General features: G+C 59.3%; 21 protein-coding genes. 17 read left to right on the top strand and 4 right to left on the bottom strand.

Features of this window, described 5'->3' with window-relative positions; translation table 11 throughout:
• Nucleotides 1–249 precede the first annotated feature (249 nt).
• Nucleotides 250–2,178, top strand: coding sequence for a transglycosylase SLT domain-containing protein (locus AO277_RS24560; protein ID WP_044319022.1), 1,929 nt, complete (start codon nucleotides 250–252; stop codon nucleotides 2,176–2,178).
• 48 nt (nucleotides 2,179–2,226) lie between these two features.
• On the opposite strand, the gene AO277_RS24555 is transcribed toward AO277_RS24560, so the two are convergent.
• Both AO277_RS24555 and AO277_RS24550 read right to left on the bottom strand, forming a co-directional pair.
• Nucleotides 2,227–3,036 (bottom strand): MOSC domain-containing protein, encoded by an 810-nt coding sequence (locus tag AO277_RS24555; protein ID WP_044319023.1) that lies wholly within the window; start codon nucleotides 3,034–3,036, stop codon nucleotides 2,227–2,229.
• 102 nt (nucleotides 3,037–3,138) lie between these two features.
• Nucleotides 3,139–4,065 (bottom strand): chemotaxis protein CheV, encoded by a 927-nt coding sequence (locus AO277_RS24550; protein WP_002554114.1) that lies wholly within the window; start codon nucleotides 4,063–4,065, stop codon nucleotides 3,139–3,141.
• 450 nt (nucleotides 4,066–4,515) lie between these two features.
• Here AO277_RS24550 and AO277_RS24545 point away from each other — a divergent pair, with 450 nt between their 5' ends.
• Complete coding sequence (locus AO277_RS24545; RefSeq protein WP_002554116.1) at nucleotides 4,516–4,947, top strand: hypothetical protein; 432 nt, start codon at nucleotides 4,516–4,518, stop codon at nucleotides 4,945–4,947.
• 157 nt (nucleotides 4,948–5,104) lie between these two features.
• Nucleotides 5,105–5,767, top strand: a complete 663-nt coding sequence (locus AO277_RS24540) for a response regulator (protein WP_044319024.1) — start codon at nucleotides 5,105–5,107, stop codon at nucleotides 5,765–5,767.
• Here AO277_RS24540 and yegS read toward each other — a convergent pair.
• Nucleotides 5,751–6,668: a lipid kinase YegS gene (gene yegS / locus AO277_RS24535; protein ID WP_002554118.1), complete on the bottom strand. Its 918-nt coding sequence runs from the start codon at nucleotides 6,666–6,668 to the stop codon at nucleotides 5,751–5,753. The two genes, AO277_RS24540 and yegS, sit on opposite strands and share 17 nt — an antisense overlap.
• Nucleotides 6,669–7,190: 522 nt before the next feature.
• On the opposite strand from yegS, the gene AO277_RS24525 reads away from it, so the two are divergent.
• The 11 genes from AO277_RS24525 to AO277_RS24475 all read left to right on the top strand — a co-directional run bounded on the left by AO277_RS24525 (nucleotide 7,191) and on the right by AO277_RS24475 (nucleotide 21,472).
• Nucleotides 7,191–8,627, top strand: coding sequence for an undecaprenyl-phosphate glucose phosphotransferase (locus tag AO277_RS24525; protein ID WP_005732642.1), 1,437 nt, complete (start codon nucleotides 7,191–7,193; stop codon nucleotides 8,625–8,627).
• On the top strand, nucleotides 8,627–10,084 hold the full coding sequence (locus AO277_RS24520) for a mannose-1-phosphate guanylyltransferase/mannose-6-phosphate isomerase (protein ID WP_002554120.1): 1,458 nt from the start codon (nucleotides 8,627–8,629) through the stop codon (nucleotides 10,082–10,084). The genes AO277_RS24525 and AO277_RS24520 overlap by 1 nt, the downstream gene beginning before the upstream one ends.
• A 131-nt stretch (nucleotides 10,085–10,215) precedes the next feature.
• Nucleotides 10,216–10,995 (top strand): polysaccharide biosynthesis/export family protein, encoded by a 780-nt coding sequence (locus AO277_RS24515; protein ID WP_044319025.1) that lies wholly within the window; start codon nucleotides 10,216–10,218, stop codon nucleotides 10,993–10,995.
• Between the two features lie 17 nt (nucleotides 10,996–11,012).
• Entirely contained in the window at nucleotides 11,013–13,004 is a 1,992-nt protein-coding gene (locus tag AO277_RS24510) for a GumC family protein (RefSeq protein ID WP_044319026.1), read from the top strand.
• Nucleotides 13,004–14,182: a glycosyltransferase gene (locus AO277_RS24505; protein ID WP_044319027.1), complete on the top strand. Its 1,179-nt coding sequence runs from the start codon at nucleotides 13,004–13,006 to the stop codon at nucleotides 14,180–14,182. The genes AO277_RS24510 and AO277_RS24505 overlap by 1 nt, the downstream gene beginning before the upstream one ends.
• A 1-nt stretch (nucleotide 14,183) precedes the next feature.
• Nucleotides 14,184–15,497 (top strand): cellulase family glycosylhydrolase, encoded by a 1,314-nt coding sequence (locus AO277_RS24500; protein WP_044319028.1) that lies wholly within the window; start codon nucleotides 14,184–14,186, stop codon nucleotides 15,495–15,497.
• A gap of 2 nt (nucleotides 15,498–15,499) precedes the next feature.
• Nucleotides 15,500–16,717, top strand: coding sequence for a glycosyltransferase family 4 protein (locus AO277_RS24495; RefSeq protein WP_002554125.1), 1,218 nt, complete (start codon nucleotides 15,500–15,502; stop codon nucleotides 16,715–16,717).
• Nucleotides 16,708–17,808, top strand: a complete 1,101-nt coding sequence (locus AO277_RS24490; protein WP_002554126.1) for a glycosyltransferase family 4 protein — start codon at nucleotides 16,708–16,710, stop codon at nucleotides 17,806–17,808. Before AO277_RS24495 ends, AO277_RS24490 begins: the two co-directional genes overlap by 10 nt.
• The gene (locus AO277_RS24485) at nucleotides 17,808–19,223 is read left to right on the top strand and encodes an O-antigen ligase family protein (RefSeq protein WP_044319029.1); all 1,416 of its coding nucleotides are present in this window, start codon (nucleotides 17,808–17,810) and stop codon (nucleotides 19,221–19,223) included. Before AO277_RS24490 ends, AO277_RS24485 begins: the two co-directional genes overlap by 1 nt.
• A complete protein-coding gene (locus AO277_RS24480) occupies nucleotides 19,220–20,041 on the top strand; it encodes an acyltransferase (protein ID WP_044319030.1) in 822 nt (273 codons plus the stop codon). The genes AO277_RS24485 and AO277_RS24480 overlap by 4 nt, the downstream gene beginning before the upstream one ends.
• 15 nt (nucleotides 20,042–20,056) lie before the next feature.
• On the top strand, nucleotides 20,057–21,472 hold the full coding sequence (locus AO277_RS24475; protein WP_044319031.1) for a lipid II flippase MurJ: 1,416 nt from the start codon (nucleotides 20,057–20,059) through the stop codon (nucleotides 21,470–21,472).
• Here AO277_RS24475 and AO277_RS24470 read toward each other — a convergent pair.
• Nucleotides 21,406–22,359, bottom strand: a complete 954-nt coding sequence (locus tag AO277_RS24470) for a LysR family transcriptional regulator (protein WP_044319032.1) — start codon at nucleotides 22,357–22,359, stop codon at nucleotides 21,406–21,408. The two genes, AO277_RS24475 and AO277_RS24470, sit on opposite strands and share 67 nt — an antisense overlap.
• A 128-nt stretch (nucleotides 22,360–22,487) precedes the next feature.
• Here AO277_RS24470 and AO277_RS24465 point away from each other — a divergent pair, with 128 nt between their 5' ends.
• The 3 genes from AO277_RS24465 to AO277_RS24455 all read left to right on the top strand — a co-directional run bounded on the left by AO277_RS24465 (nucleotide 22,488) and on the right by AO277_RS24455 (nucleotide 25,034).
• Nucleotides 22,488–23,648, top strand: coding sequence for a TDT family transporter (locus AO277_RS24465; protein WP_044319033.1), 1,161 nt, complete (start codon nucleotides 22,488–22,490; stop codon nucleotides 23,646–23,648).
• A 65-nt stretch (nucleotides 23,649–23,713) separates the two neighbouring features.
• Nucleotides 23,714–24,625: a hypothetical protein gene (locus tag AO277_RS24460; protein ID WP_044319034.1), complete on the top strand. Its 912-nt coding sequence runs from the start codon at nucleotides 23,714–23,716 to the stop codon at nucleotides 24,623–24,625.
• Nucleotides 24,626–24,707: 82 nt separating this feature from the next.
• Entirely contained in the window at nucleotides 24,708–25,034 is a 327-nt protein-coding gene (locus AO277_RS24455; RefSeq protein ID WP_044319035.1) for a DUF7693 family protein, read from the top strand.
• Nucleotides 25,035–25,600: the final 566 nt, after the last annotated feature.

The raw sequence follows: 25,600 nt of genomic DNA, 5'->3' as shown, positions 1-25,600 counted from the left end.
GGGGAATCGAGGGCAACTCCCTCGCTGTTGCATTGGCGGACTTCTTTTTGGTCGGCATACATGCACCTCTAGCTACATGTTATGCCCGAACACAAAATTTCTGACAGTCTCCCCGTGACAACTTCCACATACCCTTCATAACCGACAATTATTTCCATATGAGACAAGCTCGTCGGCAATGCTTTCACCATGAGCTGGCAAAAGGCTAAGCTAGCAATACTTTTCACGACTCATCTGCTCGGAAGTCTCATGCGCAGTCGTTTGTTCAGCTTTTTATCGTGCCTGCTCCTCTCCACCACCGCCATCCAGACTGCTCATGCGGTAGACCTCAACCAACAACGCAAGTATTACGACGAAGCCAAGCGTGCGCTGGCCAAGGGCGATTCAGGCCCGTATCAGATGTACAGCACGGCGCTGGCCGATTATCCGCTGGAGCCCTACCTCGAATACGACGAGCTGACGGCGCGCCTGAAGACTGCCAGCAACGCGGAAATCGAGAAGTTTCTTGCCGAGCATGGAGACCTGCCACAGGCCAACTGGATGAAGTTGCGCTGGTTGCGCTGGCTGGCGGAACGCGGTGACTGGCAACCGTTCGTCAAGTACTACGACCCGAAAATGAATTTCGTCGAACTGGATTGCCTGTACGGCCAATACCAGTTGAGCAACAACAAGCGTGCCGAAGGCTATGCCAGCGCAGAAAAACTGTGGATGACCGGCAAGACACTGCCAGCCGCCTGTGACGGCTTTTTCGCGCAATGGGCAGCCGCAGGCCAGTTGACAGAGCAGAAACGCTGGCAACGGGCCAAACTGGCCGCTCAGGCACGCAATTACAGCCTGGCCAACACACTGGTCAACAGTCTCAACTCGCTGGCCCCGCAAGGACGCCTGCTGCTGGCCGTCGCCCAGAAGCCGGAAATGGTCAACAACCCCGCGCAGTTTGTGCCGGTGGATGAAGCCATGTCCGATGTGGTCGGCCTTGGCCTGCGCAGACTGGCCAAGGAGGATCCGCAGAAAGCCCTGTCGATGCTCGATGGCTACGCGGCAACCATGCACTTCTCCCGTGAAGAGCAGGTGGAAATTGCCAAGGAAATCGGCCTGACCCTGGCACGTCGCTACGACGACCGCGCCCTGGAGGTCATGACCCGGTACGACCCGGAGCTGCGCGACAATACGGTTACCGAGTGGCGTATGCGTCTGCTGCTGCGGCTGGGTCGCTGGGAAGATGCCTACGAACTGGCACGTCGACTGCCCAAGGACCTTGCTGCAACCAATCGCTGGCGTTACTGGGAAGCCCGCTCTCTGGAACTGGCGCAGCCCAACAGCCCGCTGATTGCCGCTCTGTACAAGGACGTGGCCAAAGAACGCGACTTCTACGGTTTTCTGGCGGCCGATCGCACACAAAGCCCCTATCAGCTCAACAACAAGCCCCTGGTGCTCAGCCAGGCGCTGATCAACAAGGTACGCAATACCCCTGGAGTGCGTCGTGCGCTGGAGTTTCATGATCGCGGCGAAATCGTCGATGGACGACGCGAGTGGTATCACGTCAGCCGCCAGTTCAACCGTGACGAAATGGTTGCCCAGGCCAAACTGGCCTACGACCTGAAATGGTATTTCCCGGCCATTCGCACGATCAGCCAGGCGCAATACTGGGATGATCTGGACATCCGCTTCCCGATGGCCCATCGCGACACACTGGTACGCGAAGCCAAGGTGCGTGGGCTGCACTCAAGCTGGGTATTCGCCATTACGCGCCAGGAGAGCGCCTTCATGGATGACGCTCGCTCGGGCGTCGGTGCCAGCGGGCTGATGCAGTTGATGCCTGCCACCGCCAAGGAAACTGCCCGCAAGCTCAGCATCCCGCTGGCCTCGCCGCAGCAGGTACTGGACCCGGACACCAACATTCAGCTGGGCGCTGCCTATCTGAGTTCGGTGCATGCCCAGTTCAACGGCAACCGCGTGCTTGCTTCAGCCGCCTACAACGCCGGGCCAGGCCGCGTACGCCAATGGCTGAAAGGTGCCAATCACCTGGCCTTCGATGTCTGGGTAGAGAGCATACCGTTCGATGAAACCCGCCAGTACGTACAGAACGTGTTGTCCTATTCGGTGATCTACGGCCAGAAACTCAACTCGCCTCAGCCGCTGGTTGACTGGCACGAGCGGTTTTTCGACGATCAGTGACCGGTCGGCAGGAGTGCTTCTCAGAGCACTCCTGCCGCCACGCAACGCCTATTCCAGCACTTCGACCGGCATACCCACTTCAAGCTCGCCCAGCCCCTCGTTGACCACGTTCTGGCCAAACAGCACGTTACCCTCCACTTCCCGATAGGTCTTGAGCGTGGCGAAGGGTTCGCGATCCGGGCTGCGCTCGCCGGTAGCGGGGTCGATAGTGGTGAGAATGCAGCGCGCGCAAGGCTTGAGCAGCTGGAATTCGATGTCGCCGATACGGATGCGCTTCCAGCCATCCTCGGCAAAGGCCTCGGCCCCTTCAACCACCAGATTGGGTCTGAAGCGCAGCATTTCCAATGGCCTGCCCAGGCGGGTCGACAGGTCATCGAGCGAGCCCTGACCAATCAGCAGCAACGGGAAGCCATCGGCAAAACTCACCCGATCGTTAATCGTCTGATAGCCCCCGGGCAGCCAGCGCGCACGCTCTGCCGACAGATAAACCATGCGGGTGGGCTTGCCAATAAACCGGCTGACCCATTCGGCTGCCACATCGCCAGCGTCCGGCACCTGCAACGAATCACGCCAGACTGTCACACCGCGCAGGTTTGACTCGATATCCAGCGGAACCGCGACGTCCAGAGGCTCGAAACCGGGTGCCGAAAGGGTTACACCGCCGCAGGCATTCCACAACACCGTCAGTTGGGACATGTGCGACAGGGCGCGCTGAGTGAAGAACCGACCGTTGCTTTCGTCGACCAGCATCCAGCGTCGGTCCCCCGCCAACCCCAACTGGTCGAACGACGCGCGTTGCAGCGTCTCCGCCTTGCAGGATTTGAGAGGGAAACGATAGAGAGAGCTGAGACGCAACATGAGAGCCGGTTCCTTTGATGGCGGGATAAGCTTTGACGAAGACATCGAAGCTTATCCGAAGCCGGAGCGGCAGGCATCCGCGATCAACAATCGCGCGAGGTATCAGCCAATCATCAAAAGACGTTCGCGCACTACTTCGACCAGCTTGTCGGGCTGGAATTTGGAGAGGAAGTTGTCGCAACCGACCTTCTTGACCATCGATTCGTTGAAGCTGCCGGACAACGAGGTGTGCAGAACGATGTACAGACTGCGCAAACGCGGATCGTTGCGAATCTCGGTGGTCAGGCGATAACCGTCCATTTCCGGCATTTCGGCATCGGTGAATACCATCAGCAGCTTTTCATGGACGTTCTCGCCCGCGTCCGCCCAACCCTTGAGCATGTTCAACGCCTTGAGACCATCACTGGCCACGTGCAGCTTGAGGCCCAATTGAGACAGCGTGTCGCGCAACTGCGCCAGTGCCACCTTGGAGTCATCGACCAGCAACACCTCACGACCACGGGCATTTTCCAGTACCGGGTCTTCGAGCTTCTCGCGGGACACCTTGGCGTTGTACGGCACGATCTCGGCAAGTACTTTTTCGACGTCGATGATTTCTACCAGTTGGTCATCGACCTTGCTGATCGCCGTCAGGTAATGCTGACGACCGGCGCTGGCCGGCGGCGGCATGATCGCGTCCCAGTTCATGTTGACGATGCGATCCACACCACCGACCAGGAAGGCCTGAACCGAGCGATTGTACTCGGTGACGATGATCGTGCTGCCAGGCCCCGGCACCAGCGGCCGCATACCAATGGCCTGGGAAAGGTCGATCACCGGCAGGGTCTGGCCACGCAGGTTGACTACGCCACAGACGAACGAGTGGCGTTGCGGCATGAGGGTCAGCTTGGGTAGCTGCAATACTTCCTGGACCTTGAACACGTTGATCGCAAACAATTGCCGACCGGCAAGGCGAAACATGAGGATTTCCAGGCGATTCTCGCCCACCAGTTGTGTGCGCTGATCTACTGTGTCGAGAATGCCTGCCATTATTAGCTCCTGAAGCAATGGTCACGATGAGTCTGTTGAGCCTGTATCGGCTGAAACCAGCCGGACCTTAATGGCGATGAAAGGCCATTCTCAGTATTGATATCACTTTACCATCATGATTTACTGGTGTCGCTTTCCTGCCAGACAAATACGACGATGAGCGCGTCCTGGAAAAGCCTGAACATACCCAGTCGCTCAAGGTAAAAATCAAAGAAGCACAAAAAGTCAATCGGGGATAACCTGATATGATCGACATCTAATTGCCATTATTGTGACGCCATTCTCAATACAAGAATGGCGTCAGGTTCGTGTCCGCTTTTCAAACCTTGTAATCAAGCGGCGCTGGCAACATTCAGAAATGCCCTACATACTTTTGTTTGAAATCGACATTAACTGTCAGCCATTCGCCGCGGGCGGAAGTTCGCTATCCATGATCAGTGGAGACAAAGGATGCTGAGCAACAACGATTGGCAGCATAAGCACGACCAGTTCCTGAGCACCTCTCAGGCACTTCTGTACAAGTCGGAAGAATGTCTTTCGCACCTGGAGTTGATCCCCAACGACGAGGACGCCACCGGCTGCCTTCTGACCACCCTGCGCACGCTGGCCCAGGAGGCGGAAGCCGCGCCTGTGCCTTGTATTGCCGAGTTTTCACGTCAGCTGTGTCAATTATTGAAAAGCGGCGACCAGGCCAATGAACTCTCACAGGAAACCCTGCTGACCGTCAAAAACTGCCTGATGCTGATGTCCTGGCAGGTCGAGCTTCTCGATCCGCAAACGGGTGAGTTGACGATGGACAACAACGAACAGCTGGAGCTGTTGGAAAAGCTGGCCAGCGCTTCCTCGCAATCGGCAGCGGTGAAGGATGCAACCCAACGATAACGCTCGACTGTCGAGCATCACACACGCAATGTCATTGAAGTGATGTTGTCACGTCAGGGTTTTCCGTCCTATTGTCTTCACTGCTTTCAAATCGTCTTAAAGGTTGACAAGGGACTGAAAGCACGCCTCGGCGGTCCCATTTACACAAGAAGCCACAATGACCTGCAATCTGTTACTGGTCGACGACCACTCCCTGATCAGAGTCGGCGTGCGAGCGCTGGTTGCAGAAATGCCGGGCTACGCCATTATCGGTGAAACGGCGGACGGCGCGCAGTTGTCGAGCCTGGCGCAGCGACTCAAACCCGACATCATCCTGCTCGATATCTGGATGAAGAGCGTCGACGGCCTTGAGGCGCTTGAACAACTATTTAAAGTACAGCCACATTGCAAGGTCTTGATCCTGTCGATGCACACCGATCCGGACATGATCATGCGTGCGCTCGACATCGGGGCTCGCGGCTATCTGCTCAAGGACACCACCGCGACCGAACTGGAACAGGCACTGGAAGCGCTGCGCAACAACGAACGCTACCTGAGCCCGGCCATCGCTCATACCGTTATCGAGCGCGCCCTGCGCGGAACACGCTCGGACAGGGCCCAGGCGGCCAAGGAGCGGTATCACCTGACCGCTCGCCAGCTGGAAATCCTGCGTCTGATCGTGCGCGGCAAGTCCACACGTGAGATTGCCGTCGGCCTGGGACTGAGCATCAAGACCATCGAGACCCACCGCTCCCAGGTCATGAAGCGGCTACAGATATTCGACGTCGCCGGGCTGGTACTGTTTTGCGTTCGCGAGCGGATTATCAGTCTGGACGATTGAGCATCGGTGCACGGCTCAGCACCGGAGAATCCGCCGGCAAATGCACCTGAAGCGCGCCCGGCCGAGCTTCGAAGCGCAAGTCCTCGCCAGACAACGGCTCACCATCGAGGTTGATGTCCAGCCCCTGAGCCGACTTGAGTTCTACCCAAGGCAAACGCGCGCGAATGAACATGTTGTCGATGCCCAGCCCGCCTTCCAGCAGACTCCTCAGCGTGCCGACCACTTCCTGAGGCGCGGGCAGGATACTGATGTCGAGCAGACCGTCATCGGCCAGTGCGGTCGGGCACAGCTCGTGTCCACCGCCTGCCTGCCGGCCATTGCCGATACCCAGCGCCAGCAGGTCTCCACGCCAGTGGAAATCCGGCCCGGTGAGTTCGCCGTGGGCAGCATGCAATTCGCTGAACCTTGTCAGGCCGGTAAACAGATAGGCCGCGCCGCCCAATACCTTTTTCAGGTCTTCGGATGTGTTGGCCGTTACCTGACTGCCAAAGCCGCCGGTAGCCATGTTGAGGAACAGTTTGCCGCCGACTTCACCCAGATCGACGGCACGCGGTGCTACGTCCATCAGTTGCAGAGCCTTGGAGACCTCAAGAGGCACCCCGGCTGCGCGGGCAAAATCGTTGGCAGTGCCCAGCGGCAAAATAGTCAGGCTGGCTTGTGTTTCGGCCAGCGCCAGGGCCTCGGCGATATCTCGCAAGGTACCGTCACCACCGCCCGCCACGATATGCCGATGCCCGGCGGCCAGCGCTTCGCCAACCAGGCGCTGGGCATCGCCAGCTTCCCAGGTAAGCCTCACGTCCAGCTCCCAGCCCTGCTTGCGCTTGTCTGCAACGGCATCACGTACGTCTTCGTTGAGCGCCTGTTTACCGTGAAGAATGAGCATTGCCCTGCGTTGTGTCATGACACCTCCTCTGACGAACCCTACGAATTGAAGCCTGCGAGCGACGCTCTTTCTGTAATCAGCGCCCGCATACATTTCGCACGACGCATGACTGTGACCCCGCACATGTCAAAAAGGCCCACCCGTCACAGAAATTTTTTTCACGTCATCAAGAACAGATCAACCCCCGCCAATACTGGGCAAAACCCGGAAGCAGAAGCTCTGGAGCAACGATTGCATCAGAGTTGGCACACCTTTGTACTGACGCTATTTGTTTCATGAGCTTTACTGACAGCAGGTCCCTCACTTGGGGGGAGTTTCATCTACAAATGGTTGAAAAGTCTTAAATAAAATTCGGAACAGGACGACATATATAAAGTGATATTCACAAAAGACAGTCCGGATTCGTCATGACCTCGACACGTAACTGGCTACGCTTGGACACTATCTGTGAACAGATGCCTATTTGAAGCTGCAAACGCGTCATTGCAAATCGCCTGGGATCAGCAGGATCCAGACGCATACAGGGAGTAAGGGAGTTCTATGAGGTTGCAGCCGGTCGACAGTCTTTCGCTCACCCGCACCAGTCTGGTCGAATACTTTCTTTTCGGTATTCGCCTGGCCCATGGCATTGCCTGCATTCTGCCCGGCCTTGCAATCATGCTGCTTATCAAGCATGACGGCCCGGAAACACAGCAGGGTTATCTGACCATGCTGCTGTTTTTCGGCTTTGTCGGCGTGTTGGTGTTTCAGGCCATGGGCGTCTATTCCGAAGCGTTGTTCAGCAACGATCTGCGCATGGGCGCGCTGGCAGTTGCCTGGACCGCAGCCTTCGGGCTATTGCTGTTCATGCAACAGGCAATGGGGCTGTTCGGCTATCTCTCTCCCGAAGAATCGCTGATCTGGTACCTGACCAGCCTGGCGCTGTTCGGCATCATTCGCCTGCTGCTGTTGATGCTGTTCAAGCGGCAGATGCGCAAGGGTGTATTCCTGCAACACGCTGTGATTCTGGGCGCGACAGAAAATGGCCTGCGCCTGGCCGAGTACCTGCTTGAGCATCAGGACATCCGTTCGGGTGTCACCGGCTTTATCGACGACCGGATCGGTCGCATGCCCAAGACCGTAGCCAACCTGCCTCTGCTGGGCAATACCAGCGACCTGGAACGGCTGATTCGCGAAGAGAAAGTGACCCAGGTGCTGGTCGCCCTGCCCTGGACGGCGGAAAACCGCATGGATTACATCATTCGCGAACTGCGCAGGCTACCGGTCAACGTGTTGCTAGTGCCGGACATGATTGCCTTCCGGCATACCCACAACCGCATTACCGAAGTGGCCCGGCTGCCGATGTTCAATGCGTCGGATCTGCCGCTCAGTGGCTGGTCTCCATTCATCAAGCGCGCCGAAGATATCGTTCTGTCGTCGCTCGCTTTGCTGGTGTTGTCACCGGTAATGCTGCTGGTTGCGCTGGCGATCAAGCTCGACTCCCCAGGCCCGGTGTTTTTCCGCCAGAAGCGCTACGGTTACAACAATCGCCTGATCGAAGTATTCAAGTTCCGCTCCATGCATCAGCACCAGGCCGATGCAACGGCCGAGCGCCAGACCACCCGTGGCGATGCCAGAATCACACGGGTCGGGCGCTTCATTCGCAAGACCAGCCTGGATGAACTGCCACAGCTGTTCAATGTAGCGGCAGGCAGCATGTCAATGGTCGGGCCACGCCCACATGCGACGGCCACCAAGGCTGCAGGGATTTTGTTCGAGCAGGCGGTGAAAGAATACACGTCGCGGCATCGCGTCAAACCGGGGATCACCGGGCTGGCGCAGATTAACGGCTATCGTGGTGAAACCGACACCGTGGAAAAAATCGAAAAACGCGTCGAGTTCGATCTCGAGTACATCGAAAACTGGTCTGTCTGGTTCGACCTGTACATCCTTATGCGCACTGTGCCTGCAGTGCTATTCACTCGCGAGGCTTACTGATGAGCACGCTTATTCCCTGCATCATCGCCGGTGGCTCCGGCACCCGTCTGTGGCCGGTCTCGCGAGAAGCCATGCCCAAGCCGTTCATGCGCCTTCCCGACGGCCAGAGCCTGCTGCAGAAGACCTTCCTGCGGGCGGTCGGTCTGCCCGGAGTTGACCGCCTGCTGACGGTTACCAACCGGGAAGTGTACTTCCGCACGGTGGACGACTATCGCCAGTTGAACAAAGGCAATGCGCGTCTGGATTTCATCCTCGAGCCCTTCGGGCGTAATACCGCAGCGGCGGTCGCTGCCGCTGCGCTGCATGTCAGCCAGCTGTATGGCGATGACGCGCAGTTGCTGGTTTTGCCTGCTGATCACCTGATTACCAATGTCGAGGAATTCTCCAGAGCAGTGACGGCCGCGCAGAAGCTGGCCACTGAGGGTTGGATGGTGACGTTCGGCATCGTGCCGACCGCAGCGGAAACCGGTTTTGGCTATATCGAAAAAGGCCCGGCACTTGACGCCGATGCCTGTCAGGTCGCCCGTTTTGTCGAAAAACCCGATGCAGTCACCGCCCAGGGCTATGTGGACGGTGGTCTGCATTTCTGGAATGCCGGGATGTTCTGCATGCGTGCCGATGCCGTGCTTCAAGAGCTGCGTACTCACGCGCCTGACGTGCTGAATGCGGTCAGCAGTTGCCTGGCATCGAGCCCGCGCAAGGAAGGCAATCGTGAACTGCAAGTCGAGCTGGACAGCGAATCGTTTGCCCTGACCCCGGATATTTCCATCGACTACGCGCTGATGGAGCGATCCGAAAAGGTCGCCGTAGTGCCCTGCCAACTCGGCTGGAGTGACATCGGTTCCTGGCAGGCCGTGCGTGAGCTGTCTCCCGTCGACGCTCAAGGCAATTACTGCAATGGCGAAGCCGTGCTGCATGACGTCAGCAATTGCTACATCGACTCACCCAAACGTCTGGTGGGCGCTATCGGCCTCGACAACCTGATCATCATCGACACCCCCGACGCCTTGCTGATCGCAGACGGACGCCGCAGTCAGGACGTCAAGGTCATCGCTCAGGAGCTCAAGAGCCAGGGCCATGATGCCTACCGTCTGCACCGCACCGTCACGCGTCCGTGGGGCACCTACACGGTGCTCGAAGAAGGCAAGCGTTTCAAGATCAAGCGCATTGTGGTTCGCCCGCAGGCATCACTCTCATTGCAGATGCACCATCACCGCAGCGAGCACTGGATCGTGGTCAGCGGCATGGCCACCGTCACCAACGGCGAGCGTGAATTCATGCTTGATACCAACGAGTCGACGTTCATCAAACCGGGGTTCACGCACCGGCTGGTCAATCCGGGCGTCATCGACCTGGTGATGATCGAGGTGCAGAGCGGTGAGTACCTGGGCGAAGACGATATAGTGCGTTTCACCGATATTTACGGACGTGTTCCCGACAAGACTGTGAAGAGCTGATCCACGAGCGGCAAACGCCGCTTGATTCACTCGGTTTTCAATTGATAGCAACCGGAACAGGCAGTACCCGCCAACATGAATTTATTACCCGCAAGGGAGCCGTATTTGTGCTCGACAGGAGTTCAGGACCAATGAAAAGCATGATGCTGATCGCAAGCTTATTGCTGTTGAGTGCATGTAACACCCCGTCCAGGGTGGGCTTACCGGATGACCGTGCGCAAATTGAAGCCGGTCAGGCAGCAGGTCGCGCACTGGCGGGCAAACCGCTGCCGCCGGAAAGAATCCGCCCTGGCGATACCCTGCGAATCGTGCGCAACAGCGGCGAGGCACCGTCGATTTCGGCGTTTACCGCCAACTCCATCTATGAGCTGACCCTGTTTCAGGTGCTCAACGACGGCACCTTTTCCTACCCTTACATCGGCACTGTCAAGGCTGCGGGCCTGACACTCCAGCAGTTGAATGACCTGCTGGAAAGCAAGCTGCAGAATGTCTACCGCGAGACTGCACTGACCATCAACATTTCCCAGTCACCGGGCAATACCGTATTTGTCGGCGGTGCCGTGCGCAACTCGGTGACATTGCCGGTCAATATCGCCACCAATCTCGATCAGGCGATTGTCGGCGCGGGCGGTGTAGCGCTTGATGCCGATGCCGGCCAGGTCGCGCTGCTGCGTCAGGAAGAAAACGGGCTCTACAAGACCTACTTCTTTGATTACAGCAAGTTTCTCTGGGCGGGTGGTGCGGGTGGCCCTACAGCGCCGGTACTGCTGAAACGTGGCGATATCGTGTTCGTTCCCAAATCATCGGTCGGCAACAAGGTTGACGGCGTATCCCTGTATTTCAACCAGCTGATCCCCTTCGCGAAGTCGATCGGACTGGGCATGAACTACGAGCTGCGCAACAACAATTAATTGTCAGGGAAACAGACATGATCAACATCCGCTCATTCCGCGACCTGCTGCGCCTGCTGTTCATTTTCAAGCGCGAAGTCAGGATCACCGTGGTGGCGACCTTCGTCATCATCCTTCTGGGCGCGTTTCTGCTCCCCAACCGCTACGAGTCCACGGCTTTGCTGTTAGTCAAGCCCGGCCGCGACAGCAGCACTGTGCCTATCGAGCTGTCAGACCGTCAGGCCATCGTGATACCGAGCGGCCTGCGTGATCCGCTGCTCGATGAAGAGCGCATGCTCAGCGGACGGCCGATCATGCGTGCAGTGTCCGAGAAATACCTCGCCGAGCTGTCTATGGTGCCGCCCGAAACCGGCATTCTGGCGTCGGTGAAGAACGGCCTCAAGGCAGTCGTCGGGGCAGTCGTCAACGGCGTGCGCAACGTTCTGCAATTTATCGGTCTGGTGGAGCACCGCTCGCAGGCCGAACGTCTGGCCGAGGATCTGGAGAAAAACTTCAAGGTCAGCCACGAACCGGGCTCGTCGGTGATGGAGCTGAGATTTACCTGGAACGACCCGGACATCGCCCAGACCGTGCTCAGGACCTGGATCACCGAGTATCAATTGCAACGTACCAAGACACTGGGCCGGGTCAGCCTGTACGCGTTCTATGAATCGGAAGTGAAAACGACTGGCGCGAACATCATCGAGTACAAGAAGCAAATCCAGAATTACCTGAACCAGTTGAGCGCAGTGAGTATTTCCCAGCGCCTGGCAGATACCTCGCAGCGGCTCAACGATCTGCGTACCGAGCGTAACAATACAACCCGTTCCATTGCGTCTACCAAGGCCGGCCTGGACCTGCTGAAAAAGCAGTTGGCAGAGCAGCCCAAGACAGTCTCGGCAGGTCGCGAACTGGCGTTGAACCCCAATCGCCAGGACTTGCAGAACCGCATCAACGGCAAGGAAGTGGAGCGTCAGGAAATGCTCCGCTCGTTCAAGGAAGAGGCGCCGCCAATCCGGGCGATCAATGAGGAGGTCAACAACCTCAAGAAGCTGCTCAAGGAACAGGAAGCCACCGTCCAGCGCTCTGAAAGCATCACTCCCAACCCCATCTACAACCGCATGCAGAACGTGTACGCCGATCAGCAGACCAGCTACGCGCGCCTGCAAACCCAGCTCGTTCAGCAAAATGCGCAGATCGCGCAGCTGGAAAGCGACCGCCAGCAGGCACTGAATCTGGAGCCGGAGCTTTCGCGCCTGCAGAACGAACTGGATGCGGCAGAGAAAAGCTATGCGCTGTACAAGGACAGCCTGGAAAAATCGCGTATTGACCGTGAGCTGGACAACAGCCAGATCAGCAATATCGCGACCATCGAAGACGCCACCTTCAACCCCAGCCGGGTGTTCCCGAAAAGCCTGCTGATGCTGTTTCTGGCATTCCCGCTGAGTATTGTGGTTGGTGCCGTGGCGCTGTACTTCTTCTACCTGCTGGACCAGCGCATCCACGACGGCGACAAGATCGAGAGCAGCTTCGGCGTCCCGGTCTGGACCAGCCTGCCCGACCTGGAACGCGCTCAGGAACGCAGTGCAGCCTTCACCTCCAATTTGCACCGGGTATACGGCATTCTGCCGCTCGATCAGGTAGACGAGCGCGGCCTGACCATCGGCTTCACGTCGGTCAAGTCCGGCGCGGGCGTGTCGTTCGTGATCGAGCGGCTCAGCACCTTGCTGATCGAACAGGGTCATCAGGTCCGCACCGAAGGCCGCGGGCCGGCCAGTCCTGGCGAAATCGTGTTGATCAACGCTTCGGCACTTTCCGCCAATCAGGATGCTTTTGTGTTGCTACGCAAGGCTGACCTGATCGTGTTGGTGGTGCGTGCCGAAGACACCACCGTGCCGATGCTGGAAGACACCTTGAATAACCTCAATACCGCATTCAAGAAAGTCGACGGCATCATTATCAACCGCCGTCGTTTCGAGGTACCGGAGCAGGTACTTAACTTCCTCAAGCGGATCGGGAGCCGAGGCTGATGCGCATTGCCCTGCTTGCGCCGCTGCCACCCGAGCAGAACGGCATCGCCGATTATGCCGGTCACCTGCGGCATGCGCTCGAAAGCCTCGGCCTGCAGGTCAGTACACCGCTGCTGGGTGTCGGCAACGATCCACGTGCCGCAGAACGGCGCGTGGCCGAGACGGACTGGAGCGAAATCGATCTGGTCCATGCCGAACTGGGTGGCGGACGGCTGGCAGAGTTTCAGGCCCTGCGTGCCTTGCGTCGATGCTTCCCGAAGCTGCCGCTGACCGCGACAGTGCACGATCCCGAGCGGCTGGTGTGGCGGCGCGAAAAACTGCCGTGGCCCTTATCGATCGCCAGCGGCATGCGCTCACCGCTGCCGGAAATGGCGACGGTGCTGGCCGACCCGCTGTGCCTGCGTGAAGAACGGCAATTGGCGCAGCACATGACCCGTCTGGTGACACTGACCCAGGCGGGCAGCCAGAGCCTGCGTCAGCGCATGGGGCTGAAAACCGCACAGATGGCGGTGATCAGTCACGGCAACGTCGCCATCGCTCCCGCCCCGCTACCACCTCTGAAGCCATTGCGCCTGCTGTATTTCGGCTTCATTTATCGCGGCAAGGGAATCGAAGACCTGCTTGATGCGCTGGCCAGCGTTTTCACCGCGCAGCCTGCGTTGAGGTCGACCGTACGCCTGACCCTGGCAGGCGGCAGCGAGCCGGAAATGGCCTTCGGCCCGTCCGGCAGCTACCTGGAGCAACTGCGCCTGCGTATCCGCCAACTGGGCCTTGTCGATCTGATCGACTGGCAACTGGACCTGCCTGCCGAGCAGATCCCGCAGGTAATCCAGGCCCATCACGTGATGGTCCTGCCTTATCGCGAATCGAGCAAACTGAAGCTTCTGGGCAAACTGCGCGGCACCAGCGGCGCGCTGTCATGGGCGGTGGCGTGTGGCAGGGGCGTGATTACTTCTAATGCACGCTCGTTTGCCGAAGAAGTCTCGCACGGCAACGGCATGATCTATCCGCAAGGCGATGTGGACGGACTGGCAAAGGCTCTGACGCAAGCTTGCGCGGATCCGGAGCTGGTCAAAAAATGGGCCGAAAACGCCTCGCACATGGGCAAGGCCAGAGTCTGGAGCCACACCGCAGAGCATTTTCGGGATGTATTCCGCCAGGCGTGCGAGGAGAAGTGACATGCAGCGTCCATCCAGATTCCGGCAAATCGTCGCGAGCGCACTGCTCAGCGCAGCAATGACTGGCGCGGCCCAGGCAGCAACGGTCCTCAAGGCACCTCGCGAGGTGGTCTGGGCGGACTTTCTGGGCGTCAACGTGCAGTTTCAGTATTTTGCGCCTGATATCTATCAACAACAGATGAGCCGCCTGGACGAACTGGGCCTCAACTGGGTACGCCTGACCATTCACTGGCCGGTGATAGAGCCGCAAAAGGATCACTACGCACTGACCGAGCTGGATGCCGCCATGGCCGCAATCAAGGCGCACAGCTACAACACGGTGGCTTATCTGGTGGGCTCGGCACCTTTCGCCAGCAGCGCACCGGCCGGTGCGAAAAGCCGCGATCAGTATCCGCCCACGGATTTCAACGTATTTGCCGCACGCATGACCGCCCTGGCCCAGCGCTATCCACAGGTGAACAACTGGCAGGTCTGGAACGAGCCGAACATTGTCTGGCTGCCCAAGGAGGACCCGACCGCCTATGGACGCCTGCTGACCACCACTGCCAGCGCGATTCGCGCCGCCCTGCCGGACAAGAGCATCGTCACTGCGGGCATGGCTTATTACAGTCAGATGCACAGTACCTCTGGCTACATGCTGCAGGCCCTGCTCGATAATGGCCTGAGCCAGCAGAACATCGTGGCGGCATACCATCCGTATTCCGAGTACCCCGAAGGCGATTCGCTACCGGACCGCGATTTTCTGGTGCGCGCCAATGCCATGAACCAGTTGCTGCACAGCAATGGCGTCAAGCAGGTGTGGGCCACTGAATGGGGCTGGTCAAGCTATGCAGGCCCAGTGGAGATGCAACATTTGATTGGCACTTCAGGTCAGGCCGACTACACCCTGCGCCGTCTGGCACTGATGAGTGCGATGGATTTCCAGCGCATCTTCCTGTTCAATCTCAGTGATCTGGATGAGCGCGCCTCGGCCCGCGATCAGGGTTACGGCCTGCTTGACCTGCAAGCCAGCCCCAAACCGGTCTACACCGCACTGCAGAATTTTCTCAAGATCACCGGCCCGCGCCTGCAACCCGCCGAGCCGCCCGCAGTGAGCCGTGTACCGGACGATCTTTACGCAGTGCCGTGGACCCGTGACGACGGCACTCATCTACTGATGTTCTGGAGTGCGACCGGCACCTCGCTGAATTTCCCGAACATCACCGACGCGGTCGTGCATGACCCGCTGAGCGGCAGCCGCACTCCATTGTCCGCAAGCCAGGGTGTCACTCTGCTGCTGAAGCCGACTCTGCAAATTCTGGAATGGAAGCCCTGAGTATGCGAATTCTATGGACGCTCCCTTACCTGCCCTGGCCTACCACCAGCGGCGGCAAAACCCGGGAATACCATTTGCTGCGCAATCTGGCAGCGCGCGGCCATCGCATCACCCTGCTGGTGCAGTCCAAGAACGCGCTGGACGATAGCGCTCGTTCGGCACTGGAACCCTGGCTGGAGCGCTTGATCGTGATCGATCGACGCCCGCTGTTAAGCCTGCGCACGTTGCTGGCCGTGGCGTTTGCACCTGCGCCGATGCTCGCCAGCGTCAACGGCTACGCCCCGAAACTGGAAAAAGTCTTCGAGCAATTGCTTGAAGAGGACTGGGACATCATCCAGTTGCAGCACACCTATTTCTTTCAGCCATTCGAACGCGTACTCAAGCGTTCAGGCAAACCATTCGTGCTGACCGAACATAATGTTGAATCAGACCTTGGCGCCGCCAGTTACGACCGCCTGCCACGCTGGGCCAATGCCTTCGCCGTGTATGACCGCTGGCGCTACCGGCGTTGGGAAACCCGGGTATTTCGCCAGACCGGCGAGTTGATCGCGGTCACCGAAGACGACGCCAAGGTGCTGTCGCGCTTGAGCGGCAGGGCCACGTCTTATGTCGTCAACAGTGTCGACTGCGCTTACTACGCCAGCGTTCATGCGGACCGAAACAGCCATCGCCTGCTGTTCATCGGCAACTACGAATATGGCCCCAATATCGATGCCATCGAATGGGCGCTGGACGAAATCATGCCGCTGGTCTGGGCTCAGGCACCTGCTGTGCGCTTTGCCATCGGCGGCTTCGGGCTGCCTGAAGCCTGGCGTGAACGCTGGCCTGACCCGCGTATCGAATGGCTGGGTTTCGTACCTGACCTGCGCGTCTTGCAGGCCAGTGCCTCAATGTTCTTCGCGCCCCTGCGCCAGGGCGGCGGCTCCAAGCTCAAGACGCTGGAAGCCATGGCCGCCGGACTGCCGGTAGTCACCACCGCGCAAGGCGTTTCCGGGTTGTCGGTCACCAATGGCGAACATTACCTGGGCAGCGAAGACGCGTCCGGGCTGGCAACCCTGATCATTGAATACACCGATAAACCGTTACGGCTCGACCAGATTGGCGAAGCCGGCCGCGTTTATGTGCGTGCCCGGCACGACTGGTCCGTTTCGGCCGCCCAGCTGGAAGTGATCTACACCCGCTTTTCGCTCCCCAAGCAAGGATCGCGCTCATGCGTATAGGACTCGACTACCGCGCGGCAGCCGGTTACCCCATCAGCGGCATCGGTCGCCAGAATTTCGCGCTGGAACAGGCGTTTCGTGAACATCCGGACGTGCAATTGCAGCTGTTCGGCGTGGCACCCTACGATCACCCGGTACGCCGTTTGATGCACACTCCACGCTGGGCGGCACCACTGGACTCGGTGCATCGCCTGCCGGATCGCTTGCGCTTCGAAGGCATGTTCCTGCCGGGTGCCCTGCGTGATGCCGGGGTGCAGATCTACTTCGCCAACATCAACATGGGCCTGCCGCTGGGGCGCAAACCGGCTGACATGCGCTACGTATTACAGCTGCACGATCTGTTTCAGATCACTCAGCACAACAGTCACGGCTCACGACTGAAAGCCAGGATTTACCGGCTGACCGACTACCTTTCGATTGCCTGGTCGCTGAAAGTGGCCGACCAGATCTGGGTGCCGTCGCAATTCACTGCCAACGAAGTCGCGCGCCTGTTTCCCAAGGTCAAAGGCAAGCTGCGCGTGGTGCCGTTGCTGGTAGAAGGTTTCAAGGGTGAGCCGGCTGATATCAGCCAACTGCGAATGCCCCTGCGTTACTGGCTATGCGTGGGCACACGTGAACCGCGCAAGAACATCAAGTGGTTCGTGGATGCCTGGCAGACCGCACGCATGCAATTTGTCGACACCCCGGAACTGGTACTGGTCGGTGGCGACGATCCGCTGACCGAAGCCCAGCGCCAGTTACCGGGCCTGCACGTGCTCAGCGGCCTGAGCGATGCAGAACTGCACGCGGTCTACCAAAATGCCGAGCGACTCTGGCAGCCGTCCAGAAGCGAAGGCTTCGGGCTGCCGGTGATCGAAGCACTGAACACAGGCACGCCGGTTGCCGTGGCCACCGGCTCTTCGCTGGATGAAATCGCTCCGCCCGACAGCCCGCGCTTTTCACCTGTCGACAGTGGCAACCTGATCAGACTGATGGGCACGTTGTCGCATGCGCCCGAAGAGGATCCCGCAGTTGCCAGGGAATGGACAGAACGCTACCAGTTGAAAGCCTTTTGCGAACGCGTGCACGCGACGCTGGAGGAATTGCGCTGATGCCACTGGCCTTACCCCTGGGGCTGATGTTCAGTCTGATATTCGGTGTGATGATCTGCATGCTGCCTGCACCGTTCGTCATGGCGGCAGCAATCGGTCTGGCAGCGGCGGCCACGATCATTCGCCGCCCGGTCCGTGGGCTCGTGCTGTTCTGCCTGATCGGGACCTTCCTGCCCTACTCTACAATTCAGATTGGCGTTCGTACCACGGTGTCCGAAGCGCTGATCATGCTGACCTGGGCCAGCTACCTGCTGCATGCAGTCTTTCAGGAACGCAACACTGTGCCCAAAATGCTGAGCACCGAAAAATTGCTGGTGGCATTGATGCTGTTCAGTGCGTTCCCGTTTCTGGTCGGCCAGTTGACCGTCGTCGCCGACGGCAACGGCCCGATCAACTGGGTTCGCTGGCTGTTCAACCTGTCTACCCTGTTTCTGGTACCGCGCTTGCTGACTGACCTCAAGACCCTGGAAAAGGCGGTCATGGCGCTGCTCGGCGGGACTTTGCTGCTTTTGGTGCTGTCGATCTCGGTGTATGTGACCAAAGGCTCGGCAACTGCCATCATTCCGATCCTCGGCAGCCTGGGCTACAGCGGTGCAGACATCTTGAGCGAGAGCCTGCTTTCGCTTGCCAGCCGCATGGGCTCACCGTGGATGCACCCCAACGTGGCAGGCGGTGCTCTGGCCATGTTGCTGCCACTGGCATTCTGCTTCGGTATGACGCGCACCGGCTCGGCGCGCAGGCTGGGCCTGACGGTGGCGGCACTGGGTGCCATCGGTCTGTTGCTGACCGGCTCACGCGGCGCGCTGCTGAGCCTGATCGCCGTGATGCTGTTGATGGCCAGGCGACGCATTCCGCATCTGGGACGGCTGTTGATGGGCGGGCTGGTCGCCGGTATTTTCCTGCTGGCGTTCTACCCGCCGCTGCAGGACCGACTGATGGGGTTGTTCACCTCCGACGACGCAAGTACCGCAATTCGCTTCCTGGAATACAGTCATTTTCCCGACGCAGTCGCCACCTTCCCGTTCGGCATCGGCTTCAAGGTCGACCCGCCGGTACTGGGCTATACAAAATTCGGTATTTCCAACCTGTGGCTGAACTTCATCTACAAGATCGGCCTGCCGGGCATGTTGCTGTTCATCGCCGTGACCATCAGTTGGTGGAAAGAAGTTCGCCCAGGCAGCGACCGGGTAGTGCTGACTCGGGAAAACGCCATTGCGCTAGGCTGCACCACGGGCGTGCTGTCTGCTTTGTTCAGCGGCCTGTTTGACCACTACTTCAGTTTCACCAGCGTGCTGGTTGCCTTGTTCTGGCTATTTGTCGGCATCAGCCTGCACGAAACCAGACGCCTGCGCGCCAAGGCCGAAACGACTCCTCAACACCCTGACGCCTCACACGAGCCGGGAGCCTCCTCATGAAACACCGCATGATGCATTCTCATAATCTCAGAGAGGCACTGCCCGACTACGCGCGCAAGATGGCGGTGCCGCTCGAAGAGCTGGAAGCCGCCTACCAGTGGATGCTGGACAACGAAGTGTGTTTTGAAACACGTATCAAGGATCGCACCCTGTCGTTCATCTGCTACCTGAATATCGAACCAAGAATCGAAAACCCGCTGGCGCGGCGCTTCTACAAGCTGCTGTCCAGCGAAACCCTGGGTGCGCTGATTCCTTTGTACGGAATCAACTGGCCGACCCTGCGCGACCGCATATTGCGGACCTGGGAACAGGCTTACAACATCCTGATCTGCAAGATCCCCAGCCATACCCTGCGCCTGCTGTGGTTGCGCATCGGTGGAGCGAAGATCGGCAAGGGTTCGACTGTCTGGCGCAATACCGAGGTGCTGGGCGTCGACAGCCTGCGCATCGGCAACGACACCACCGTGGGCTGGCATTGCCAGCTTGACGCCCGTGGCGGGCTGGTGATTGGCGATCACGTCACCATTGCTTCACACGTACTGATTATCGCGGGTGGACACGACCTCGCCGAGCCCGAGTTCTGGGCGGTCGGCGGACCAGTGTTTATCGGTGACTACGCATGGATCTGCAGCCGCGCGTTGCTCTCGTTCGGTTCAGACATCGGCGAAGGCGCGGTAGTGGGCGGCAACAGCGTGGTGTCCAAACCTGTCGCGCCCTATGCGATCGTCAGCGGACCGAATGCCGAGGTCAAGGGTGAACGCGCCCGCGGCCTCAACTACAAGGTGGGCGGCAAAGGCCTGTTCACCCTGTTTCACTGATCGGCAGGGCGCGCGATGCTGGGCTCGACACTTTGGCTGACACTGGCCACCCTCACCGGCCTGGCAGCCGGTTTTGCCCGTGAATGGCTGTTGGTAGCAGCCTGGGGCGCCGGCAGTCAGAGCGATGCCTTTCTGGTCTCGATGTTTTTGCCCGAAGCGCTGCGCATGTCACTGGCCGCGGGGCTGCTCAGCGCTGCCGCCCTGCCCCTTTATCAGCAACGTCCGGCTGACCGGCAACAACGCTGGCTGGGCGGCATGGCACCGCGTTTGTTATTTACCGGGGTGGCATTGAGCGCAGTGCTGGCGATCGGTGCCGGGTTTCTGGTGCGTCTTATCGGTCCGGGGCTGGACGCCGACGGCTATGCACAGGCAGCCAGCGGCCTGCGCTGGCTGGCCTGGTGCGCACCCGGCTTCATGCTCCACGCGCTGTTCTGCGTACCTTTGCAGGCGCGTTCGCGCTTCGTGCTGGCCGGGCTCGGCTCGCTGCTGTTCAACCTGCCACCCGTTATCTACCTCGCCACGTTCAGCCACGCCGCAACATCGACCGGGCTGGCCAGCGCGTGCGTACTGGGCAGCGTGCTGATGCCGGGCGTGTTGTTGCCTGCCCTGTATCGTTCGGGATGGCGCCCCTGGCAGTGGCAATCGGAAGCCGGTGCCGTGCGCGAACTGCTGCAACGCATCGGTCCACTGCTGAGCAGCAACCTGGCCAGCCAGGGCCTTGCCTTGCTTGAGCGAATGGTCGCGTCGTTGCTCGGTGAAGGCGCGGTCACCTGGGTCAATCTGGCGCGTAAGCTGATCAACCTGCCGCTTATTGCATTGATGAGCCTGAACCAGGTACTGCTCGGGCTGATGAGCGGCAGCGCGGGCGAGCAACGTTTGTCGCTGCTCAGACGCGGGCTGGGCAGCGCCACATTACTGACCCTGCCGGCAGTAGCCGGGCTGATCGGCGCGGCTGGTGCGCTGGTGACCCTGTTGCTGCCCAATCAGAGCCATGAAGGTCCGTTGCCTGAGCTGTTGGCCTGGTTTGCCGTGCCGCTGATGTTTGGTGCCTGGAACGCCTTGCTGGCGCGCTACGCCTACGCCGCCGGTGACACGCGCCTGCCGCTCAACTGCGAGTTGATCGGCAGCCTGTGTAACGCGCTGCTGTTGGCAATGCTGCCTTTTGCGTTCGGCCTGACCGGCATCGCCATCGCTGCGCTGGGCGGCGCACTGGTCACAGGCGTGCTGCTGATGCGCCGCCAGGCGTTGCTTGGCGTGTTGCCGTGGCGCAGTCACTGGCTGCTGGCCAGCCTGCTGATGATCTTCGCCGCCCTGCTCCTGCACCCGCTTCACGACACTTGGCTGCAATTGGGCCTGAGCTGCGTTTACGGCGCTTTGCTGCTGGTCGGACTGGCGTTGTGGCTCAAACCGTGGCGCAATGTGCCAGCCTGATCGGCCGACTGCCGACAGGCCTCCCTGAACCGCTCCAGGCTCGGTGAGACGAACTTGTCGCGGTGAGTGATCATGAAGAACCGACGATTGAGCGGCGGCAACGGGCTGGCAAGTGTGCGCAACTGCCCGCTCACCAGCAGATCGGCAACGATACGCCGGGACAGACAGCTGATGCCAATGCCTTGAGCGAGGGTGCGCATTATCGCTTCAGAACTGCCTACCTGGCGCATGTCCTGCAGATCGTGCAAATGCCTGAGCAACAAGTGCTCGACCTCTTCCCGGGTCCCCGAACCCTGCTCACGCAACAGCCATTCAGCGTTCTGCAGCTCCCCCAGCGAAACCTGCTGTTGCCGCGCCAACGGATGAGCGCTGCCGGCAACAATGACCATTTCATCGACCAGCCACGGCTCAGCGATCAGCTCTGGCAGATGGCACGGTGCCTCGATGAGGCCCATATCGATTTCAAACTGCGCGACCTTGCGAGCAATCAGTGTGCTGTTGCCAATGTCCACATCGACTCGCAGCAGAGGCGTCGAACTGCGCAGTGCGCCGACTATCTGCGGCACGACGTAATTGCCAATGGTGCTGCTACTGCTGATTCGCAGGCGAGCATTCAAGGTCGCGTCCGGCAATAGAAAGCTGTCTTCGATCTGCTGGGCGTTTTCCAGCATCTTCATGGCACGGGGCAACAATGTCTGGCCGTTATCGTTGAGGACCAGCCGCTTGCCCACCCGGTCGAACAGCCGGGTGCCCAGCGCACTTTCCAGCTCGTTCAATGCCGCACTGGTAGCCGATTGGGACAAAGACAATGCATGACCCGCGCTGGTGGTACTGCCACAGCGGGTGATTGCGCAAAAAATCTGTAACTGACGCAGATTGAGTCTCAAGGCTGAACTCCGTCGCCGGGCAAACCTACCTGAAAATCAGGTAACAAGAAGATAGATTACCCGTTTAGAAGATTTTCTGTGACTGCGTAGACTGAAAACCTGTTCCCATTCAGCAGCAGGACACGGCGATGAGCAGGTTCACCATTATCAACAAGGGCAACGCGCCTCTCTCAGCGCTGACGAGCCCGCTGGAGGCCGTTCGACAATTCACCCCCAACTGGTTCGCAGTGACTATGGGCACCGGAATTTTGTCACTGGCGCTGGCGCAACTGCCGGGGGACATTGCTGCATGGCGCACGCTGGGTGAAGCGTTATGGTTCCTGAACATAGGCCTGTTCACCCTCTTCAGCGTTATGTACGCCAGTCGCTGGCTGCTGTTTTTCGACGAGGCGCGTCAGGTGTTCGGGCATTCCACCGTGTCGATGTTCTTCGGCACCATTCCCATGGGGCTGGCAACTGTCATCAGCGGCCTGTTGGTGTATGGCCCGGCGCGCTGGGGCACTGCCATCGTGCCGCTGGCCGAAGCATTGTGGTGGCTGGATGTAGCAATGGCCCTGGCGTGTGGCGTGCTGATTCCGTTCATGATGTTTACCCGTCAGGAACACAGTATCGAGAAGATGACCGCTGTCTGGCTGTTGCCAGTGGTGGCAGCAGAAGTTGCAGCAGCCTGCGGCGGACTGCTGACCCCGCACCTCGCAGCCGCTGATTCGCAGTTCACCGTGCTGATCACCAGCTACGTGTTGTGGGCCTACTCGGTACCGGTGGCATTGAGCATTCTGGTGATTCTGCTGTTACGCCTGGCATTGCACAAACTGCCTCATGAAAGCATGGCAGCGTCGAGCTGGCTGGCACTCGGCCCTATCGGCACAGGCGCATTGGGCATGCTGGTGATGGGCAACGAGGCCCCGGCCATCTTTGCCGCCCACGGCCTGGCGTCGCTCGGCACGGTGGTGGCTGGCATCGGTGTGATGGTCGGTACGCTGTTCTGGGGGCTGGGGCTGTGGTGGATGGCGCTGGCGGTATTGATCACCGCGCGTTACTTCAAGCAGGGTATCGAATTCAATCTGGGCTGGTGGGCATTTACCTTCCCGCTCGGCGTGTATGCGCTGGCGACGCTGAAACTCGGCGCTACCCTGCACCTGAGTTTTTTCGACGTGTTTGGTGCCGGGCTCGTCGCACTGCTGGCACTGATGTGGTCGGTGGTGTCGGCACGCACTCTGGCAGGCGCCTACCGGGGGCATCTGTTCGTCTCGCCGTGCATTGCTTCGAGCCAATGTGTCCGCCGGTAATTTGCCTTGAACTTACCTCGCGGACGAAGCGCCTGAGAGAAACATCTTCAGGACAGAGAGCACTCATGCATACCTCAGAATTTTCCGGTAACTACGGCGCTCGCGATGAAAACATCGTTATCAATTCGTATACCACGGTGTTGCGCAGGAACGGCGTTCCCCATGACCTGTTCGCCACCTACTGGCGCGATGTTCACGGCCCTCTGTGCGCGAGGCTTGAGGGCCTTGGCTGGTATGTGCAGCATCACCTGACGCGTGAAAAGGATGGTCATTTGTGGCCGCTGATCGAAGGCGTCACGCCACTGCCGGGCTACGTGCTGGATGGCGGTGTGGAGATCGGCTTTCTATCCGCCGAAAGTCAGCAACAATTCAAGGACGCCAGCGCTTTGCTGTTCTCCGACGAGCAGAACATGTTTGAGCAAACCATTGCTTACGACGTGCCGGATGGCTCCAGCACACTGGTGGACCGACTGCCCGATCCGATCCCCAACGAAACAGCCACGCTGGACAAAATGCACCTGCATTTCCATCTCGCCAGCGATGACCTGCCCGCCGCCCGCAAGGCCATTGAAAAGCTCGCAAGTGAAATGGCCGCTGCCGATGCCGTACTCAAACTGCGCCTGCACCTCGCGCAGCCCTACGACAACGCCCAGCCGGCACCGCCTGCGCCTGATGTTGATCACAAGGTCGAGGAATCACGCCTGAACATCATCATGATGGAACTGGTGTTCGAATCGGCCTGGGCCCGTCGAACCTATTACGCCAGCGAGCACTTCAAGGCCATCACTCAAGGTATCAGCGAGCACGTGCGTTACATCACGCCGTTTGGCGTCAGCGGTGTCTATACCTACGTGCGCGACGCGGTCATGACCACCGCAGGCATACGTGGCAGCAGGCAGGCCGAGCTGATCCGCCAGCTGGGTGCCATCAATCAGACCCGGCCCGAGATCGAGAGCCTGTTTGGCGCGGCGACCTGAAGGGCTTTTGAGCTGACAGTTATCTCATCCTGCACGCTTCGAAATCGTGCTTTACTCAAAAAAATGGAATTGGGTGACGCCTGTGAAAGCTCTGACGACTCGTGAGGTGTATCAGCAACTGCGGGACGCTGCGATGGGCACACGGTCGTTGAGGCTTATCGGCACAACCTCCGGCTCCGGGCTGCAAAAGGTCGATATCGACGGCTGGCTGCTGACGCTGGAAATAGCCGATGGCAGCCCGACGCGCTGTCGGGCGTGCTGCTGTCCGCAAGGCCGGGAGGGCTCGTTCGAAAGCTGGCTGCGCACCGACCCGGTCAGTTTGCTCAGTGGCTGGGAGCATTCGCAGATCGAGCGGTTGTTGGGTGAGGCGGCCGATCAGGTCCGGGGGCAGTCACCTAAGCCTCAATGATCGTTCCTGCAACGCATCCGTTATTAATGGCTGAGTACCGCAGGTTCGAAAACGGGCGTCGGGCAATCCAGATTACGTGCCAATGCGCTTGGGTCACTACAAGTTTAGCAGAGGCACCTCTCGTTTCTCACGCTCCGCGTAGGAACGCATTTAGTGACGCTCTGCGTCACACGGCGGTTCTGTTATTTCAGGTGGATTGAGGTTCGGCTCAGGTCACCTTTGCGCCCTTACGGCGCCTTACTTTGAGGGACCAAAGTGAGCAAAGTCCCCGCTCCTGTTTCCGGCCCGACTTCGTCGGGTTCCTTCGCCCTGGCACTGATCCGGGGGTCGCCGCAACGGATCATCCATGGTCCGGTGCGGCTAGCCTGGCGTCCTGCCAGGCTACCCCCGGATCAGCGCCAGGACTCAGCCGTCACTAACGTCGCACTTTGCGTCGTCAGTGCCATCGCGGTAAAAAAACAATGCGCTGAGAGCGGCTGCTGTTTGACCATCGTTCCAACGCTCTGGTATGCCCCCCGAAGGTTGGACAATTATCCACTTACGCTGCCTTGGCGGCCTGCATCCTG

The sequence above is a fragment of the Pseudomonas amygdali genome, from assembly GCF_002699855.1.
Lineage (GTDB): Bacteria > Pseudomonadota > Gammaproteobacteria > Pseudomonadales > Pseudomonadaceae > Aquipseudomonas > Aquipseudomonas amygdali.
Note: the sequence above shows the minus strand (reverse complement) of the source record. Positions and strands in the feature narration are given on the sequence as shown.

Coding starts and splice junctions, on each gene's coding strand:
- AO277_RS24525 (WP_005732642.1), top strand. CDS start 7,191: ATGAGGTTGCAGCCGGTCGACAGTCTTTCGCTCACCCGCACCAGTCTG.
- AO277_RS24555 (WP_044319023.1), bottom strand. CDS start 3,036: ATGTTGCGTCTCAGCTCTCTCTATCGTTTCCCTCTCAAATCCTGCAAG.
- AO277_RS24465 (WP_044319033.1), top strand. CDS start 22,488: ATGAGCAGGTTCACCATTATCAACAAGGGCAACGCGCCTCTCTCAGCG.
- AO277_RS24490 (WP_002554126.1), top strand. CDS start 16,708: ATGCGTATAGGACTCGACTACCGCGCGGCAGCCGGTTACCCCATCAGC.
- AO277_RS24540 (WP_044319024.1), top strand. CDS start 5,105: ATGACCTGCAATCTGTTACTGGTCGACGACCACTCCCTGATCAGAGTC.
- AO277_RS24510 (WP_044319026.1), top strand. CDS start 11,013: ATGATCAACATCCGCTCATTCCGCGACCTGCTGCGCCTGCTGTTCATT.
- AO277_RS24500 (WP_044319028.1), top strand. CDS start 14,184: ATGCAGCGTCCATCCAGATTCCGGCAAATCGTCGCGAGCGCACTGCTC.
- AO277_RS24520 (WP_002554120.1), top strand. CDS start 8,627: ATGAGCACGCTTATTCCCTGCATCATCGCCGGTGGCTCCGGCACCCGT.
- AO277_RS24545 (WP_002554116.1), top strand. CDS start 4,516: ATGCTGAGCAACAACGATTGGCAGCATAAGCACGACCAGTTCCTGAGC.
- AO277_RS24495 (WP_002554125.1), top strand. CDS start 15,500: ATGCGAATTCTATGGACGCTCCCTTACCTGCCCTGGCCTACCACCAGC.
- AO277_RS24480 (WP_044319030.1), top strand. CDS start 19,220: ATGAAACACCGCATGATGCATTCTCATAATCTCAGAGAGGCACTGCCC.
- AO277_RS24515 (WP_044319025.1), top strand. CDS start 10,216: ATGAAAAGCATGATGCTGATCGCAAGCTTATTGCTGTTGAGTGCATGT.
- AO277_RS24475 (WP_044319031.1), top strand. CDS start 20,057: ATGCTGGGCTCGACACTTTGGCTGACACTGGCCACCCTCACCGGCCTG.
- AO277_RS24550 (WP_002554114.1), bottom strand. CDS start 4,065: ATGGCAGGCATTCTCGACACAGTAGATCAGCGCACACAACTGGTGGGC.
- AO277_RS24560 (WP_044319022.1), top strand. CDS start 250: ATGCGCAGTCGTTTGTTCAGCTTTTTATCGTGCCTGCTCCTCTCCACC.
- AO277_RS24485 (WP_044319029.1), top strand. CDS start 17,808: ATGCCACTGGCCTTACCCCTGGGGCTGATGTTCAGTCTGATATTCGGT.
- AO277_RS24460 (WP_044319034.1), top strand. CDS start 23,714: ATGCATACCTCAGAATTTTCCGGTAACTACGGCGCTCGCGATGAAAAC.
- AO277_RS24505 (WP_044319027.1), top strand. CDS start 13,004: ATGCGCATTGCCCTGCTTGCGCCGCTGCCACCCGAGCAGAACGGCATC.
- yegS (WP_002554118.1), bottom strand. CDS start 6,668: ATGACACAACGCAGGGCAATGCTCATTCTTCACGGTAAACAGGCGCTC.